The organism is Aliidiomarina celeris (genome assembly GCF_003316875.1).
GTDB lineage: Bacteria > Pseudomonadota > Gammaproteobacteria > Enterobacterales > Alteromonadaceae > Aliidiomarina > Aliidiomarina celeris.
On sequence record NZ_QMIL01000008.1, the window covers coordinates 57,327 to 74,550 of the forward strand.

18 protein-coding genes are annotated in these 17,224 nt (G+C 52.3%); 2 read left to right on the forward strand and 16 right to left on the reverse strand.

Features of this window, described 5'->3' with window-relative positions:
* Window positions 1-6 precede the first annotated feature (6 nt).
* The 15 genes from cheY to murJ all read right to left on the reverse strand — a co-directional run bounded on the left by cheY (window position 7) and on the right by murJ (window position 15,171).
* A complete protein-coding gene (gene cheY, locus DQW12_RS12640) occupies window positions 7-390 on the reverse strand; it encodes a chemotaxis response regulator CheY (protein ID WP_113908235.1) in 384 nt (127 codons plus the stop codon).
* Between the two features lie 46 nt (window positions 391-436).
* On the reverse strand, window positions 437-1,162 hold the full coding sequence (locus DQW12_RS12645; RefSeq protein WP_113908236.1) for an RNA polymerase sigma factor FliA: 726 nt from the start codon (window positions 1,160-1,162) through the stop codon (window positions 437-439).
* Complete coding sequence (locus DQW12_RS12650) at window positions 1,155-1,997, reverse strand: MinD/ParA family protein (protein WP_113908237.1); 843 nt, start codon at window positions 1,995-1,997, stop codon at window positions 1,155-1,157. Before DQW12_RS12650 ends, DQW12_RS12645 begins: the two co-directional genes overlap by 8 nt.
* Before the next feature lie 112 nt (window positions 1,998-2,109).
* Complete coding sequence (flhF, locus tag DQW12_RS12655; RefSeq protein WP_113908238.1) at window positions 2,110-3,555, reverse strand: flagellar biosynthesis GTPase FlhF; 1,446 nt, start codon at window positions 3,553-3,555, stop codon at window positions 2,110-2,112.
* 35 nt (window positions 3,556-3,590) lie between these two features.
* Window positions 3,591-5,693: a flagellar biosynthesis protein FlhA gene (flhA, locus tag DQW12_RS12660; protein WP_113908239.1), complete on the reverse strand. Its 2,103-nt coding sequence runs from the start codon at window positions 5,691-5,693 to the stop codon at window positions 3,591-3,593.
* A gap of 133 nt (window positions 5,694-5,826) precedes the next feature.
* Window positions 5,827-6,084: a prepilin-type N-terminal cleavage/methylation domain-containing protein gene (locus DQW12_RS12665; protein ID WP_113908240.1), complete on the reverse strand. Its 258-nt coding sequence runs from the start codon at window positions 6,082-6,084 to the stop codon at window positions 5,827-5,829.
* A complete protein-coding gene (locus tag DQW12_RS12670; RefSeq protein WP_113908241.1) occupies window positions 6,059-6,556 on the reverse strand; it encodes a hypothetical protein in 498 nt (165 codons plus the stop codon). The genes DQW12_RS12665 and DQW12_RS12670 overlap by 26 nt, the downstream gene beginning before the upstream one ends.
* The gene (locus DQW12_RS12675) at window positions 6,541-7,113 is read right to left on the reverse strand and encodes a hypothetical protein (RefSeq protein ID WP_113908242.1); all 573 of its coding nucleotides are present in this window, start codon (window positions 7,111-7,113) and stop codon (window positions 6,541-6,543) included. The genes DQW12_RS12670 and DQW12_RS12675 overlap by 16 nt, the downstream gene beginning before the upstream one ends.
* The gene (locus DQW12_RS12680) at window positions 7,107-7,619 is read right to left on the reverse strand and encodes a GspH/FimT family pseudopilin (protein WP_113908243.1); all 513 of its coding nucleotides are present in this window, start codon (window positions 7,617-7,619) and stop codon (window positions 7,107-7,109) included. Before DQW12_RS12680 ends, DQW12_RS12675 begins: the two co-directional genes overlap by 7 nt.
* 117 nt (window positions 7,620-7,736) lie before the next feature.
* Entirely contained in the window at window positions 7,737-8,687 is a 951-nt protein-coding gene (ispH, locus tag DQW12_RS12685) for a 4-hydroxy-3-methylbut-2-enyl diphosphate reductase (RefSeq protein ID WP_113908244.1), read from the reverse strand.
* Window positions 8,684-9,130, reverse strand: a complete 447-nt coding sequence (fkpB, locus tag DQW12_RS12690; protein WP_113908245.1) for an FKBP-type peptidyl-prolyl cis-trans isomerase — start codon at window positions 9,128-9,130, stop codon at window positions 8,684-8,686. The genes ispH and fkpB overlap by 4 nt, the downstream gene beginning before the upstream one ends.
* Entirely contained in the window at window positions 9,123-9,662 is a 540-nt protein-coding gene (gene lspA, locus DQW12_RS12695) for a signal peptidase II (protein WP_113908246.1), read from the reverse strand. The genes fkpB and lspA overlap by 8 nt, the downstream gene beginning before the upstream one ends.
* Complete coding sequence (gene ileS / locus DQW12_RS12700; RefSeq protein ID WP_113908247.1) at window positions 9,662-12,526, reverse strand: isoleucine--tRNA ligase; 2,865 nt, start codon at window positions 12,524-12,526, stop codon at window positions 9,662-9,664. Before ileS ends, lspA begins: the two co-directional genes overlap by 1 nt.
* A complete protein-coding gene (gene ribF / locus DQW12_RS12705) occupies window positions 12,523-13,521 on the reverse strand; it encodes a bifunctional riboflavin kinase/FAD synthetase (RefSeq protein WP_113908248.1) in 999 nt (332 codons plus the stop codon). Before ribF ends, ileS begins: the two co-directional genes overlap by 4 nt.
* A 51-nt stretch (window positions 13,522-13,572) precedes the next feature.
* The gene (gene murJ / locus DQW12_RS12710) at window positions 13,573-15,171 is read right to left on the reverse strand and encodes a murein biosynthesis integral membrane protein MurJ (RefSeq protein ID WP_269800937.1); all 1,599 of its coding nucleotides are present in this window, start codon (window positions 15,169-15,171) and stop codon (window positions 13,573-13,575) included.
* 228 nt (window positions 15,172-15,399) lie between these two features.
* Here murJ and rpsT point away from each other — a divergent pair, with 228 nt between their 5' ends.
* On the forward strand, window positions 15,400-15,666 hold the full coding sequence (rpsT, locus tag DQW12_RS12715; protein ID WP_113908249.1) for a 30S ribosomal protein S20: 267 nt from the start codon (window positions 15,400-15,402) through the stop codon (window positions 15,664-15,666).
* Window positions 15,667-15,758: 92 nt separating this feature from the next.
* On the opposite strand, the gene DQW12_RS12720 is transcribed toward rpsT, so the two are convergent.
* Complete coding sequence (locus tag DQW12_RS12720; protein WP_113908250.1) at window positions 15,759-16,025, reverse strand: phosphopantetheine-binding protein; 267 nt, start codon at window positions 16,023-16,025, stop codon at window positions 15,759-15,761.
* Between the two features lie 162 nt (window positions 16,026-16,187).
* Between DQW12_RS12720 and pseB the strand changes: the two genes are divergently transcribed.
* Window positions 16,188-17,189 carry a UDP-N-acetylglucosamine 4,6-dehydratase (inverting) gene (gene pseB, locus DQW12_RS12725; protein WP_113908295.1) on the forward strand — a complete coding sequence of 334 codons (1,002 nt, stop codon included), beginning with the start codon at window positions 16,188-16,190 and terminating at the stop codon, window positions 17,187-17,189.
* Window positions 17,190-17,224 lie beyond the last annotated feature (35 nt).

Here is a 17,224-nt window from a genome sequence, read left to right on the forward strand (position 1 = left end):
AGTGGATTAACCGAGCCGCTCGAATACTTTGTCGAGTTTCTCTTTTAGCGTTGCAGCGGTAAATGGTTTCACAATGTAGCCGTTTACACCCGCTTGTGCGGCTTCAATAATTTGTTCGCGTTTGGCTTCGGCCGTTACCATGAGTACCGGAATATGCGCTAAGCGCCCGTCGGCACGAATGGCGCGCAACAAGTCAATACCTTGCATACCCGGCATGTTCCAGTCGGTGACCACAAAATCGTATTCCCCATTTTGCAGCATCGGCAACGCGGTGTTCCCGTCATCCGCTTCAGACACGTTTTGAAAGCCTAAATCCCGCAACAAGTTTTTGATGATGCGTCTCATGGTTGAAAAGTCGTCAACCACAAGAATTTTCATGTTTTTATCCAAAGTACCCTCCACTGAGGCATGTCAGATCGAATTCCGCTTGAGTATATCACTCTGTCCAAGTGCGCATGCGAGATTTTAATCGCACCATGGCTTGGCTATGAATTTGGCTCACCCGAGATTCACTCACATCGAGGACTTGCCCAATTTCCTTAAGATTTAATTCTTCGTCATAATACAACGAAAGTACCAAAGCTTCACGCTCTGGTAAGGTTTGTATTGCATCGGCAAGCGAGCGCTGAAAAGCGTCTTGCTCAATGTCGCCATAGGGTTCGTTATAATCGGTATCTTGCATACCCGAAACCAGAACGTCATCGGATACGCCCAAGTCTTCAATTCCGATCATACGCCCCGACATAACATCATTCAAAATATGATGATATTCCGTAAGCGACATGCCTAACTTGGCTGCAACTTCTTGGTCGCGCGCGTCGCGGCCGGTTTCATTTTCAACTTGGCGCACCGCGTCGGCGATCATCCGGCTATTCTTGTGCACCGAACGTGGCGCCCAGTCGCCGCGGCGAATTTCGTCGAGCATGGCGCCGCGAATACGAATTCCGGCAAAGGTTTCAAAACTTGCGCCTTTACCCTGCTCGAAATTTTTCGACGCCTCAAGTAGCCCAATCATACCGGCTTGAATTAAATCGTCGACCTGCACGCTTGCGGGCAATCGCGCCACCATATGATGCGCAATGCGCTTCACGAGGTTGGTGTGTTGCTCAACAATATGCTGTTGTTGGCGCGCTTGCGACACATAAGCTGCAACTTTATTCATTCGCGGCATTCCTCACGGTGTCTTGTTGAGAAACCAATTGCTCAATGAAAAATTCTAAGTGGCCACCGGCTTGTGTAGGTATCGGCCAATTCCCCGCCCGCGCTCCGAGCGCTTTAAATGCCAGCGACGCTGGCGAGCGTGGCGCGGCTTCCACTAAAAGCTGCTGCTTGCGCACGGCTTTTCGTAGATTTTCGTCGAACGGTATAATCGCCGCTAATTCTAACGCAACATCGAGGAAACGATCCGTTACCTTTGTTAACTTGTTGTATAGTATCTGACCTTCGCGCATGGTGCGAACCATATTCGCGACCACTTTAAAACGAAATACGCCGTGTTCACGGCTTAAAACTTTTATCAGGGCGTAGGCGTCGGTAATAGACGTAGGTTCGTCGCACACCACCACCACCACGTCTTGCGCGGCGCGGGCAAAGCTTAATACCATATTGCCAATACCGGCCGCGGTGTCCACGATCAACACGTCGAACTCGGTACGCATAGTACTGAAGGCACGAATTAAGCCGGCGTGTTCCTGCGGCGACAATTCCACCATAGAACGCGTACCCGAAGTTGCCGGAACAATTTGAATGCCGCCTGGGCCTTTCACCAGAATGTCGTCGAGATCACATTCACCCGCCAACACGTGCGAGAGGTTTTTCTCAACCCGCAAACCGAGCACTACGTCTACGTTGGCTAAGCCTAAATCGGCGTCGAGCACCAACACGCGTTTACCTTGGTTAGCCATGGCCACAGCCATGTTCAGCGACACGTTGGTTTTACCCACGCCGCCTTTGCCTCCCGTTACCGCGATTACTTTGACTTGGTTGCGTTTCATCATTCGCCTTAAACCGCTCGCTTGATCGTTCACTCTGAAACTTCTCTTCTACTGTTACAAAAACCACTACATGTAGTCAGTTTACTTCAGTTTTACTTGCCGTGCAGCGTTCAGGCTAATAAACCTCCGCTGCGGCGTGGGTGGTGAAACGATGATCGTTACGCGCCCGAGCTTTCGCCATTTTTTCTGCGCGCGCAATGAGCTTACTTGATTCCGCCACTTTAATATCTTCCGGCACTCGCTGTCCATCGGTAAGATAACTTATTGGCAAGGAGTTTTGAATGCTCACACTCAACGATTCGCCAATACTTAGACATTCGTCAATTTTTGTTAAAATACAACCGCTCAAAGGTAACTTTTTAAAGCGCTGTACAATTTCTTCTTGTACTGCCGCCTGCGCCGTTGCCGACAACACTAAATACGGGCGAATACGTAAGCGGCTATTGCGCATTAAGGTTTGTAATTGCTCACTTAGGCGCATGTCGCGTTGGCTCATGCCGGCAGTGTCGATCAACACCAATTTACGCTGGCGAAACTGCGCCAGTACCGCATTCAATTCGTCGGCGTCTTTTGCCACTTTTACCGGGCAACCAATAATGCGACCAAAGGTTTGCAGCTGTTCTGCCGCAGCAATTCGGTATGAGTCGGTGGTGATCATGGCTACGCTGTCGGGGCCGTGACGGCGCGCAAACTGGGCCGCTAGCTTGGCCACCGTGGTGGTTTTACCCACACCCGTAGGGCCCACTAAGGCAACCACACCGCCTTTGCTCAAAATATCGTTACTGGTGGTTTGTACCTGACCTTCCATGAGCTGCAAGGTTTGTTGCCACGCTTCTTTTTCCGACAACGACTCGGGAATAAAGCACGAAATTTGGTCGGCTACTTCTGCGGTAAAACCTAAATTTTGCAGTTTACGAATTAACAGCGCGCGCATAGGCTCGCGGCGCTCGACTTCTTGCCACATTAAGCCCGACACTTGGTGTTCAAGCAATGCACGAATAGAAGCCATTTCTGCACGCATTTGTTCAATACTGGGGTCGTTCGCACTTGTTTGCGCATGGCCTTGGCTTGCGAGTCGTTGAGCAACTTGCTCTTCGTTTAGAATGTGCGATTCGGCGACCGCTTGGCCTGCAACCTGCACTACGGGTTCAATAAAGGCTTCGCGTTGCTGCTCTTCCAGTGTGGGGATAGCTTGGGCTTGGGCTTGGGGTTCGGCCATTTGCGCCGCGTCGTTCTCTGCCATCTGCGCAGCCGCGCTTTCCGCCATTTGCGCTGCAGCGCTTTGGCGCGCCAGCAAATCTTGTAACGAGCTGGCAATGGCCTGTTGTTTTTCTTCGCCGCCACGTAAATCTGCTACTGGGGTGACAGAATTCTGACGTTTTTCTGCAGGCGCACTCGGCTGTGCGAAAGCGGGCACCGTTTCGGGGTCGTAACCGGCCACCAACTCAATGCCGCCAGCCACGGTTTTATTCGACATAATCACCGCTTCTGGCCCTAATGTGCGCTTTACTTCTGCCAGCGCCGAACGCATATCTTTAGCAAAAAAACGTTTAATTTTCATAGTATCTATCTCCGCCAAGCGAGCTCAGCTGCCCCTTACTGACCGATTGAGCTAACAATTCTAATTTGTTTGTCGTCTGGTATTTCTTGGTAGCTCAACACATGTAAACCTTGCAAGCTGTTGCGCGTGAAGCGCGAAAGCGTGTTGCGTAACATACCGGACGTCAGCAGAACTGAAGGTTGGCCATTCATTTCCTGGTGTTGGTGCGCCTCGCGCAAGCTCTGTTGTAGCCGCTCTGCAAGTCCAGGTTCAATACCAGCACCTTCGTTTCCTGCCATCTGCAGCGATTGATGCAACATCTGTTCCAACTCTGGCGCCAAGGTTATGACAGGCAGTTCTTCCATACCGCCGGCAGCCTCTTGCACAATCAACCGACGCAGCGCAATACGCACAGCGGCCGTGAGTACATCGGCGTCTTGGCTCTTGCCGCCATATTCCGCAAGGGTTTGAATAATCGAGCGGAAGTCGCGCACAGGCACGCCCTCCTCCAACAAGTTTTGCAGAACCTTGGTAATAGTCGACAACGACAACACGTCGGGCACTAGGTTCTCCACTAACTTCGGTTGCGCCTTGGCTAATAAGTCGAGCAATTGCTGTGTTTCGTCGTGGCCCACCAGTTGCGCGGCGTTGTTTGTTAGAATTTGGCTCACGTGCGTGGCTACTACTGTGGCTGCGTCTACCACGGTATAGCCCAGAGTTTGTGCATGCTCGCGATCTTCCGGTTTAATCCACACGGCGTCTAAACCAAAGGCAGGGTCTTTGGTCGCTTCGCCTTTTAGCTGACCAAACACTTGGCCGGGGTTAATCGCCAGTTCCCAGTCGGGCCGAATTTCCGCTTCGCCAAAGGTTACCCCAAGCAAGGTAATACGGTATTGGTTCGGGCCAAGGTCGAGGTTGTCGCGAATATGCACCGGCGGCACCAAGAAACCCAGTTCTTGCGACAGCTTCTTCCGTACACCTTTGATGCGCGCCAGCAATTCACCGCTTTGGTTTTTATCCACCAAGGGAATCAGCCGGTAGCCCACTTCCAAGCCAATGGTGTCGACTTGGTGTACGTCGTCCCAACCAATTTCTTTGGTTTCGCGGGGCCGCCCTGTTTCTGTAAGCTCGCCACCTTTTTGCACCAACTCGCCTTCTTTCTCTTTCTTCTGTGCTTTTAAGCGCAAGTACGCTGCCCCTAAGGTGAGTAAAGACATCGACAAAAACGCAACGTGCGGCATACCGGGCACAATGCCCATGATAAACAGAATGGCACCCACAATAATGAGAACCCGCGGATTGCCGGCAAGTTGGAAGCTAATGTTCTCGCCCATGTCTTTGTCGGCGTTTTCACGGGTAATAATAATTGCGGTTGCAGTTGACAGTAAAAGCGACGGAATTTGTGCCACTAAACCGTCACCGATGGTAAGTAGCGCGTAGGTTTCAATGGCGGTTCCGAAAGTGAGATCGTGCTGCAGCGTGCCAATGAGCACACCACCCACTAAGTTAATACCCAAAATAAGCAAACCGGCGATAGCGTCGCCTTTTACGAATTTACTGGCACCGTCCATAGAGCCGTAGAAATCGGCTTCTTTGGTGACGTCTTCACGCCTTGCCCGGGCCTGCTCTTGATCAATAAGGCCGGAGTTTAAGTCGGCGTCGATAGACATTTGTTTACCCGGCATGGCGTCGAGGGTAAAGCGCGCGGTTACTTCTGAAATACGCCCCGCACCTTTGGTAATAACCATAAAGTTAATGATGATAAGGATGAGGAACACCACCAAGCCCACGGTGTAGTTACCGCCAATAACCACGGAGCCAAAGGCCTCGATAACTTGACCGGCGGCGTCTGGGCCTTCCTGCCCGTAAAGTAAAACGACCCGCGTAGAGGCAATATTTAGGGCCAACCGGAGCAAGGTAGACACCAGTAGAACCGTAGGGAATGCTGCGAATTCGAGAGGCCTGCGTGTATACATGGCCACCAACAACACCATCATCGACAAGGTAATGTTAAACGAAAAGAGAATGTCGAGCAGCAGCGGCGGCAACGGCAAAATTACCATGGCCAAAATAGCCAAAACCGCGATAGGCGTGCCGATACCAATTAAATGGCGCTTATTATTTTGGTAGAAATCTTGCGCGAGTGCGAATTGTTGCATAAACCCCTAATCCTTTGTGAACACCGTTTTCACTGCCTCTCACGGGCGCCAGAAGTTCGACACCACGCGGGTTCAGTAGGGTTTATTCAAGAATCGCGCCATATCAAGAGTCGCGCCACATTAAATTTTTTCCTCATTCGCCAGCAGGCATAGTGCACGAGGCGGGCGCATGCTCTAACCGCTCCAACTGCGGCCAAGCAGCTGCAAATTCACGCCAATTCAGTGCCTGCTGTGCAAGCTGCTGTTGCTCAGTGCTCAGTTGCCGGTCCAGCATGCGCACTTGGTTACGCACAAGATCAACTGCAACCCATGCCGACACCCCGATAACTCCCGCAAGCATGACTTCCACTAAGGTAAAGCCACGGCTATTTCGGTAGATTTGCATAGCCATACGCGCCACACCCCTCCGCTGCCCAAAAGTTTCGCGCGCCAGAAAGCGCGGTATTGGCTCGCCCCTGTAGCGCTACTGTTACCTGATAGCAGTCACCGCTGTACCCCTCGGGGCACGGTGTGAGCGTGCGTTCCACTTGGTACGACACATTCTGCGCGATGTCGGCGGGGAGTTGCCAATGCGGCGGCCAGGCTTGGGCTTCCGTGTTGTCGATGGCATGCCCTGCTTGGCGCAATAACACATCTAAACCCCAATGCAGTTCTGCCAGTGCGCTGCGCTCTTGTTGCTGCAAAAGTGCTTGCTGACGCAGCGCGCTATGGCTTACTACCGCCACGCTAACCACCGCAACAAGCCCTAAGACCACTAATAAAACGCTGCCCTGATTGCGCGGCGATGCCGCGCCTACGGCCGGTGGTGGTGTGTAGGCGAGGCACTGCCTCGCGTGGAACCCATAATTTAAAACGGAGGCCATGGCATACATTCCTTGTATAAGCGCGCAGGCCCGCTCACACTGCGCGAGGTTAAACAGAGCGCCTCGGGTGACCATTCGAGCGCGCGAAAACGAACTTGCGCGGGATCGTGCAAGGCTTGCCAACCATTGCTGTCGCATGCGGCTCCCGCGGGGCGCCACTGCAAATGGGTGTTACGAATACGAACGCCAGCCTCGCCATAAAGCAAACATTGCTGATCTGCATGGTAGCTTGGCCGTTGATCAACCAGCGCTTGCCGGTGCATGTCGCGCCAAAGCCAATGTAACCAATACTGCGTTTGCTGCTGGCGTACAAAGGCTTGGTTGCTCTGTTCAAGCTCGCTGTAATAGCGGGTAAACACCGCAACCAGTGCTGTTGCGAGCAATGCTGCCAAACTACTGGCAAGTACGAATTCCACTAAGGTAAAGCCGAGCGCGTCTTTACGCTGCGGTCTGGCTAGGAAACGCAAAGCTGTTGGCAGCAAACGCCGCGCTGTTACTAATGGGCGCAAGGTTGTTGCTCGTGCGCGTAGGGCGGACGTGAAAGTTAACGCTAACACGGGGGCACGCCATTGAGCAGTGGCTGGGTTTCGCATAGCCGAATACGACCGAGTGCGCTCATGATAAGGCGTACCTCATGCCCCGCAAACTGCCGATGCTGAATACGCAACCGGCCTGAACTGAAGCCCGACATGCCACGCCCTGCGGTAAACTTAACTTGGTTTCCGCTGGCAAACTCCGCTTGCCAATTAAGGCTCTGCGGGCGCTCATAGGCGGCACTTTCATTACAGTTGGAATGCTCGGTGGGCGCGAGCCAAAGGCACTGCGCTTGAATTCCAAGCCAGTAGTCGCGGTTGTGTTTTTGCGCCTGAGTTTTTGCCAGCTCAAAGCTCGCCAACACCTGTTGAATTTCTGCGCTAAATTGGCTGCGCCAATGCCACTGGGTAAATTGCACGCCGCCGAAGCCCAACAACAGCGCCATAAGCGCACATACCAGCATAAGCTCGAGCAACGAAAAACCTTGCGGCCGTTCTTGAAACCGTTCTTGAAACCTTCCTTGAAACATAGAAAAAAGCTCCGTTTCCAACCGAGGGGTTCGGTTTGTGAATACAGAGCTTAGTGTGTGAAGCGTTTTCGCCAAATGCCATCAAAAACAGCAATGGCTTACAACATATACAGGAGCTTAAGACACCTGCACGACGCGCAATTCCGGCGGAATCGAAAAGGTTACGTTTTCTTCTCGGCCCGAGCGTTCGTCAACCTGAACTTCCGCGCCGCCGAACTGCTTAATGAAGTTTATCACCTCTTGCACCAGCACTTCCGGTGCTGAGGCTCCAGCCGTAACCCCCACCGACTGAGCGCCTTCCAGCCAGCTTGTGTCGATACAGCTTGCGTCGTCTATAAGGTAAGCGGTGGTCCCCATTTTTTCCGCCAGCTCGCGCAATCTGTTACTGTTCGAGCTATTGCGTGCGCCGACCACTAACAACACATCTACGTCGGCGGCAAGTTCACGCACCGCGTCTTGGCGGTTTTGTGTGGCATAGCAAATGTCGTCTTTGCGCGGCCCTTGAATAGCAGGAAAACGCTCACGAAGCGCGTCGATAATGTCGGCGGTGTCGTCTACCGACAAGGTGGTTTGGCTCATATAGTGCAGCTGGGTTGGGTCTTTTACCTGCAGATTAGCTACGTCGGCAACCGACTCCACCAAATAAATACCGCCTTCTTGGCTAAAATACTGCCCCATGGTGCCTTCCACTTCGGGGTGTCCGGAATGGCCAATCAGTACACATTCTTGGTCGCGACGCGAGGCTCGGGTCACTTCCATATGTACTTTGGTGACCAGTGGGCAGGTGGCATCAAATACCTTTAATCCACGCTCTGTTGCGGCGTCGCGCACTGCACGTGAAACACCATGTGCACTAAAAATCACAATACTGTGGTCGGGCACTTGGTGTAATTCTTCCACAAATACCGCGCCACGCGCCCGCAACCCTTCCACCACGTGCTTGTTATGTACCACTTCATGGCGTACATAAATGGGTGGCTCAAACAAGGCTAACGCCTGTTCGACAATGGTAATGGCACGGTCTACACCGGCACAGAAACCGCGAGGGTTCGCGAGCACAATTTTCATGACGCCTCCACACTTAAAATTTCAACCGCAAAGGTAACCCGTTGGCCAGCAAGCGGATGGTTAAAGTCTACGGTAACCATCGGTCCTTCAATGGCACGCACAATACCCGGCAGATCACGACCGTCGGGTTGCGTAAAGGCAATAATAGCACCCACTTCTGGCGGCGTGTCTGCAGAAAAGCGAACCCGCTCTACCTGGTAAATATTTTGCGGATTCGGCTCGCCAAAAGCGTCGGCCGGCTCCAGTGCAAACTCACGCTTATCTCCGGCTTGCAAACCCAACAAACACTGCTCAAAGTTCGGCGTTAAATTGCCGTCGCCAATGGTAAGCCGAGCAGGCTTGCCATGTACACGCGTGCTGTCGGCGGCAGAGCCGTCGTCGAGCTTAATGTCGAAGTGAAACACTACTTTACTACCTGCCTGTATCGGCACGAGTTCACTCATGGTTGTTGTCCTTTACTGCAGCAGCTTTACGCTCTTCTAAATAACTCAGCACTCCGTCGAGGATCATCAACAAGGCGCCACACACGATAGCGCTGTCGGCAATGTTGAACGCAGGCCAGTGCCAGCCTTGGTAGTGGATATCGAGAAAATCGACCACCGCCCCAATACGAATGCGGTCGACGACATTGCCGATCGCACCACCAATAATAAGCGCAAAGGCAACATTTACTCGCCACAGACTTTGCGGTTGCTTACGTAGCATCACCGCGAGCACAGCCGAAATTACAATGGCCAAAAGTGCAAAAAACCAACGCTGCCAACCACTTTGGTCACTTAAAAAGCTAAATGCAGCGCCGGGGTTCAGCACATAAATAATGTCGAAAAACGGCAGTACTTCGATGCGGTCTACCATGTACACCAAGTTGTGGGTTATCCAAAACTTAGTGGCTTGGTCGAGCACCACAATAAGCGCACTTAACCAGAGCAGCTTGAGCCCACTTTGCCGCCAATGTTGGGGCTTTTCCATACTCATTAGGCGAACGCTCGCGTTTCGCCGTTGCCTGCCACGTTGGTGACACAGCGGCCACAAAGCTCTGGGTGTTCGCTATGTTGGCCCACGTCTTCACGGTGATGCCAGCAGCGTGCACACTTGGCATGGGCAATGCGCGTAACCACAACTTTCAAGCCGTCGAGCTCGGTGGCAAACGCGTGCTCCGGCGCGTCGGCCAACGGCGCGAGTTGCACGTCGGAGGTCAACAAAATAAAGCGCAGTTCGTCGCCCGCTTTACTCAGTGCGGTGTGCACAGTGTCGTTACTGTAAAGGGTAACCTTGGCTTGCAGCGAGCCGCCAATTTCGTTGTTTTTCCGCGCCATTTCTAACGCTCGGTTCACTTCGCCGCGCACTTCCAACAAGGTTTGCCACGCCGCATTACCCACGCGATCTTCAGCTTCAACCCCTTGCGGCCAGCCTTGGTACCATTCGGCGGTAAAAACATAGGGGCTGCGTTCGCCCGCTACCGGCGCTGGCATTTGCTCCCAAATTTCTTGCGCGGTAAAGCTCATAATTGGCGTCATCCAGCGCACCAACGCTTCGGCAATGTGCCAAAGCGCAGTTTGGCACGAGCGTTGTGCATCGCTGTCGCGTTTTGCCGTGTACTGACGGTCTTTGATAATGTCGAGATAAAAACTACCCAATTCAATGGAGCAAAAATGCATTAATTTTTGCACCACGGTTAAGAACAGATAGTCGTCGAAGGCTTGTTCAATTTCTTGCTGCAAAACGCGCGCACGGTTCACAATCCAGTGATCGACAGCCACCATGTCGTTTACCGCCACTTGGTGTTTTGCCGGCTCAAAACCATTGAGGTTGGCCAATAAGAACCGCGCAGTGTTGCGAATACGGCGATAGGCGTCGGCAGAGCGTTTTAAAATTTCGTCCGACACCGTCATTTCTGCCGTGTAGTCGTTCGACGCAACCCACAAGCGCAGAATATCGGCACCCATTTTGTTCCACACTTCTTGCGGCGCTACCACATTACCGAGCGACTTGGACATTTTCCGCCCTTGCCCGTCTACCGTAAAGCCGTGCGTAAGCACTTGCCGGAACGGCGCGGCGCCGCGTGTAGCGACACCCGTGAGCAACGACGACTGGAACCAACCACGATGTTGGTCAGAGCCTTCTAAATACAAATCCGCCGGCCAGCTCAAGCTTTCGTCTTGGGCGAGTACCGCATAATGGGTGACACCCGAGTCGAACCATACGTCGAGGGTATCGGTTAATTTACGGTATTGGCCGGCTTCGCTCCCGAGCAATTCTTCTGGCTCTAAATCGAACCAAGCTTGAATACCTTCGGCTTCAATACGCTTTGCCACAGCTTCCAGTAACTCGGCTGAACGCGGATGCAGCGCGTCGGTGTCGCGGTGCACAAATAAGGTGAGCGGCACGCCCCAGGTACGCTGGCGAGAAATACACCAGTCTGGCCGACCTTCCACCATGCCCGCAATACGTTGCTCGCCCCATTCTGGCACCCAACGCACTTTGCCGATTTCTTTCACTGCTTGGCTACGCAAGCCTTCTTGGTCCATGCTGACGAACCACTGCGGCGTAGCACGGAAAATAATGGGCGTTTTATGGCGCCAGCAATGCGGGTAAGAATGCAAATAGCTTTCGTGGTGCATTAAACAACCCGCATTTTTTAAGCTTTCAACAATAGCGGCGTTGGCTTTGAATACGTGTTGGCCAGCAAATTCGGGGGTATCGGGCTTATACACACCGTTGTCGCCCACTGGGTTATACACTTCAAGGCCGTATTTTTTACCGACGTTGAAATCGTCGACACCATGCCCCGGGGCCGTGTGCACACAACCGGTACCGGAGTCGGTAGTAACGTGGTCGCCCAAAATAACGGGTACTTCACGGGCTTGGAGCGGGTGTTTGAGCAGTAAATGCTCTAACGCCTCGCCCTTACAAAAACCAAGTTTGTGGTATTTCGAAATACCATAGCGTTCCATGGCTGAGGCCACTAAGTCGCTGGCGAGAATTAATCGCTCGGGCGCTTGCTCGGCATTGCCGGCTTCCACTTGCACCAAGGCATATTCAAGATCAGCCGCTAACGTAACCGCCATGTTGGCGGGAATAGTCCAAGGGGTGGTGGTCCAAATAAGTAAGCTCACCGGGCCTTGCCCGTCGTGGCCTTCTGGGTGCGCGAAACGGCCCACTGCGTCGGTTTCGTTCACTAATGGAAAGCGCACATCAATAGCTGGGGAGTTTTTGTCTTTGTACTCCACCTCGGCTTCGGCCAAGGCAGAACCACAATCGGTACACCAGTGCACCGGCTTAAAGCCTTGCTGCACGTGGCCACGGTCCATAATGGCACCCAGCGCCCGCACAATGTTCGCTTCTTGCTTGAAGTTCATTGTGAGGTAAGGCCGATCCCAGTCGCCTAATACACCTAAGCGCTTAAAGTCTTCTCGCTGGCCGTCGATTTGGCTTTGCGCGTACTCACGGCACTTTGCGCGAAACTCTGCGGCGCTGAGCTTTTGCCCCGGCTTGCCATATTTCTTTTCTACGACCAACTCAATGGGCAACCCATGGCAGTCCCAACCCGGTACGTAAGGCGCGTCGAACCCGCTTAAGGTTTTCGACTTTACCACCATGTCTTTAATGACTTTATTTACCGCGTGGCCAATATGAATAGAGCCGTTCGCGTAGGGAGGGCCGTCGTGCAAAATGAATTTGTCGCGCCCAGCGCGCGCTTCACGAATTTGCCCATACAGGTTGTCTTGGTACCAGCGCGCCAACATTTCAGGCTCGCGTTGGGCAAGGTTACCGCGCATTGGAAAGGCGGTATCGGGTAAATTCAAACTGGATTTATAATCTTTTTCACTTGCACTCATGCTGATTGTCCACCGGTACTTAAACGTGTACGAAAAGGCTCTTGAAAGAGAGGGTTATGGGTTGCAAACCAATGTTTTGCCATGGCCGTGTCTTTCGCTATTTGTTCTTGCAACGCCTGCAGCGACGCAAAAGGCTGCTCGTCGCGAATATGAAACTCTGGGTACACTTGCATGTGAGCCCCATAAATAGACGCATTAAAGTTGAAAATGTGTACTTCAATTTGCATCTGCTGGCCCGCCAAGGTTGGCCGTTTACCAATATTGGCCACCCCTTGATGCCACTCAAACTTGCCCGGCTGTGTTTGCAACACTACCGAAACCGCAAACACCCCTTTCAAGGGAGAGTGTAACCGCCTGAGCGGTAGATTTGCAGTAGGAAAACCAAGCTTTCTGCCATTTTTTTCGCCATGGCTCACCCGCCCAGTAAAATGAAAGGGGTGACCGAGCATGTGTGCCGCTTGATCAAACTGACCGCGCGCCAACGCTTCGCGCACCAAGGTAGACGACACCCGCGTTTTCGCTTGGCAAAAGCTTTGTGTGTCGGACACTTGAAATTCGAACCTTTGGCCTGCCCGCTGCAATAGGGCAAAGTCACCCTCGCGCCCTTTGCCGAAACGAAAGTCGTCGCCAATCACCAAATGCTTCACACCTAACTGCTTGACCAACACCTGTTCAATAAAGTGCTCGGCAGGTTGCTGCGAGAACTCGCCGTTAAAACGAGTGCAAATAAGGTAGTCGAGCCCGAGCGGGGTCATTAATTCAAACTTTTCTCGCCAACGGGTTAACCGCGCCGGCGCTTGCGCTGGGCGAAAGAGCTCGAGTGGTTGAGGTTCAAAGATCATCACCGCGGCCGGTAACTGCAAATGCGCCGCGCGGTCACGCACACGCGCGAGCACCGCTTGATGCCCCAAGTGAACGCCGTCGAAGTTGCCAATGGTCAACACGCAATTGCGGTGCCGCGGGCGAATATTATGTAAGCCACGAATTAGTTTCATAAGCGCGCGATTATAGCGAAAGCTGGGGTTGGATTCAGCACTTTCTCGCCCCTAGTCGTGTTCGTGTGATTTTAAGTGCCGCACGCGCCCACCGAGCACCGCGTAGGTCACTACAAAACTGAGCGCACCCGCTGCAATTAAGCCCGTTAACCACCACACCCGATCGAGCAGCGAGGCCGCAACCCAAGCGCTGGTGCTCGGGTTTTGCCACACCAGTAGCGTGGCCATAGCAAGCGCGGCGAGCACCACCCGCAACACAAACACTTGGGTAGTACGCGGCAATGCGAGCACGCCTTCGCGGTATAACACTGCGCCGAGCAAAAAAGCATTCACAGTACCGGACAACGCCGTTGCAATGGCAAGGCCCACATAGCCATAGGGAATTGCAAAAATAACGTTGAACACCATATTGGCTACCATGGCAATAATGCCGTATTTCACGGGTCGCTTGGTGTCTTGGCGAGAAAAGAACCCAGTGGCGAGCACTTTCACCAGCATAAAACTCAACAGCCCCGAGGCATAAGCCATGAGCGCAAAGGATGCCATTTCAGCATCGTTGGCACTAAACTCGCCGCGCATAAATAACACCATCAGCATGGGCTCCGACAATACAATAAGCCCTGCCATGGCAGGCACACCTAACATAACCACCATGCGAACGCCCCAGTCCAGCGTGTGGCGGAATGCCTCGGCAGATTGATCCACATGGCGCGCAGACAAGGCCGGCAAAATAACCGTGGCAATGGCAATACCGAACAAACCTAGCGGGAACTCTAATAAGCGATCGGCGTAATACAGCCAACTAATGGAGCCGGTTTTCAGAAAACTGGCAATAAGAGTGTCGAACAATAAATTGATTTGGCTTACCGACACGCCAAACAGCGCGGGAATCATAAGGGTGCGAATTTTTACCACGCCCGGGTCGCGCCACCCCCACTTGGGTAGCACCAACACACCGGCTTGGCGCAAAAACGGCAACTGAAATAAAAACTGCACCACGCCACCGATAAACACACCTAGCGCTAGCCCGATTTCCGGTTGTGCGAGTAAGGGCGCGATAAAAAGTGCCGCAATAATAATCGATACATTGAGCAGAACTGGGGTAAAGGCCGCCACGCCAAAACGCCCAAGGGTATTTAAAATGGCCCCAGCCAAGGCGGTTAAGGTAATAAAGAATAAATAGGGAAAGGTAATACGCAACAACAAACTGGCCAGTTCGAATTTTTCAGCGTGTTCCCCACCGTGCCACCAGTCGAGAAACCAACCCATACCGAACAGTGCCGCCACCACCGGCGACAACACCACTGCCGCAAGGGTAATAACCCCCACTAGGGTTCCTAAGGTTCCCGACACCCGTGCAATCAAGAGTTTGGTGTCGTCGAGCGACTTGCCGCGGTGATACTCGGTGAGCACAGGCACAAAGGCTTGCGCGAATGCGCCTTCGGCAAATAAGCGACGCAAGAAGTTGGGGATTTTATTAGCAAAGAAGAATACGTCCGCCGCCGCACCGGCGCCCATGAGCCCAGCAATAACCACGTCGCGTACTAAACCCAGAACACGGGAGAGGAACGTCATAAAGCTCACGATCATACCCGAGCGAATAAGTTTTGTCGGTTGTTTTGTGTGTTGGGGGGCGCTGTTTTGGCTCACGAGACGAGCTTCAATGTTGACTGAACGAATGGACTAAAGACTAGCACGGTAAGGCGCTTAGCTACAATCTGAACCCACGCGCAAACACTAAGCTTGATCTTACCCCCTGCAATGAGCGATAATTTGTGCAAATTAAGGGCGGTTCTCATTGACTTTTCCAAGGGAAAAAGGCATAGTCCCCGACCTTAAAATTTAGAACCGTTTTTCGAATTATTTCAGGAGTTCACCTTGGCTAACATCAAGTCTGCGAAAAAGCGCGCGCTTCAGGCGGAAAAAAACCGTCAGCATAATGCAAGCCGCCGCTCAATGATGCGCACTTACATCAAGAAAGTTAACGCAGCTATTGCTGCTGGCGATAAAGAAAGCGCTGAAAAAGCGTATGTTGAATTAACCCCAATTTTAGACCGCTACGCGGCTAAGGGCCTAATTCACAAGAACAAAGCAGCTCGCCATAAGAGCCGTTTAGCAGGCCACATTAAGGCACTTGCTGCGTAATTTGATTGCGAATTCACTGTTTGAAAAAACAGAAAAAAAAGCACCTTCGGGTGCTTTTTTTATTTTCTGTTCGTCATGCATTACGAAAAGTGCTAATACGAGTCGTCGGCGTGTTGATAAAGCTGCACCAATTCCGCCAACGTGCAGGGCAACCCTTCTGCAGAGCCGTCTCGAAACGGCGAACACCCCAGTTTTTCGTCGAGTTTGGCAATAACCATAGCCAATCCCAGTGCGTCTAATCCGGATTCATGTAGCGCCGTGTTGGGCGACATGTCGGCTAATTCCGCCCCCGTTTGGGCGGCAACTTCTTCCATACATTGCTGTAATGCTTGCTGAATTTGATGCGCTCTTGTTCCCACTACTTTCTACCTACTGCGTATAGCAAACCGCTCGCCTTGTTTATTCAGTATTCACAATAGCATGTTCAGGCCGTTCAGCAAACGCGAAAAGTCCGCGCCACCTCTGGTCGAACAGCACGATTACTGTTATAAATGAAACAGCGAATTTATAAGGGTAAAGCCATGTTTGATAATAAGAATATTTTAATTACTGGCGGTACCGGCTCGTTCGGTAAAAAGTACACTGAAACTTTACTTAAACGGTATTCACCGAAGAAAATTATTATTTATAGCCGCGACGAGCTTAAGCAATATGAAATGCAGCAGGTTTTCGACCAGTCGTGTATGCGCTACTTTATTGGCGACGTGCGCGACCGTGAACGTTTGTCACGCGCCATGTACGGGGTCGACTACGTTATTCACGCAGCGGCGCTAAAGCAGGTTCCGGCGGCGGAATACAACCCTATTGAATGTATTCGTACCAATGTTGATGGCGCGGAAAACGTGGTGCTCGCAGCTATCGACAATGGCGTAAAACGAGTTATTGCGCTGTCGACCGACAAAGCCGCCAACCCGGTGAACTTATACGGCGCCACCAAACTCTGCTCGGACAAACTTTTTGTCGCCGGCAACAATATGACCGGCGGCCGCCCTACCCGCTTTGCGGTGGTGCGCTACGGCAATGTAGTGGGCTCGCGCGGCTCAGTAGTGCCCTTCTTCAAACAGCTGATTGAGAAAGGCGCAACCCAGCTGCCCATTACCCACCAAGACATGACCCGCTTTTGGATTACCCTGCAACAAGGCGTCGACTTTGTGTTGAAGAATTTTGAACGCATGCAGGGAGGCGAGATATTTGTGCCAAAAATTCCGTCGGTACGCATTACCGATCTCGCCAAAGCCATGGCACCCGACCTGAGCCATAACATTATAGGTATTCGACCAGGGGAAAAGCTGCATGAAGTCATGTGCCCCGCCGACGATAGCTACCATACCTTTGAATTTAGCGACCACTATGTGATTGCGCCGAGTATTAAAATGTTCGACGGTAAACTTAATTACGGCCGTAATAGCTTGGGTGAAACTGGCAAGCAAGTTGCAATGAATTTTGAGTACAACTCGGAGAATAACCCCGAGTTTTTAAACCAAGAGCAAATTCGCGACTTCAATATTGTTGCTGAGTCGTAGTTGCTGTCGCCCCTTTTTGAAGCAGGTCGCTTGTT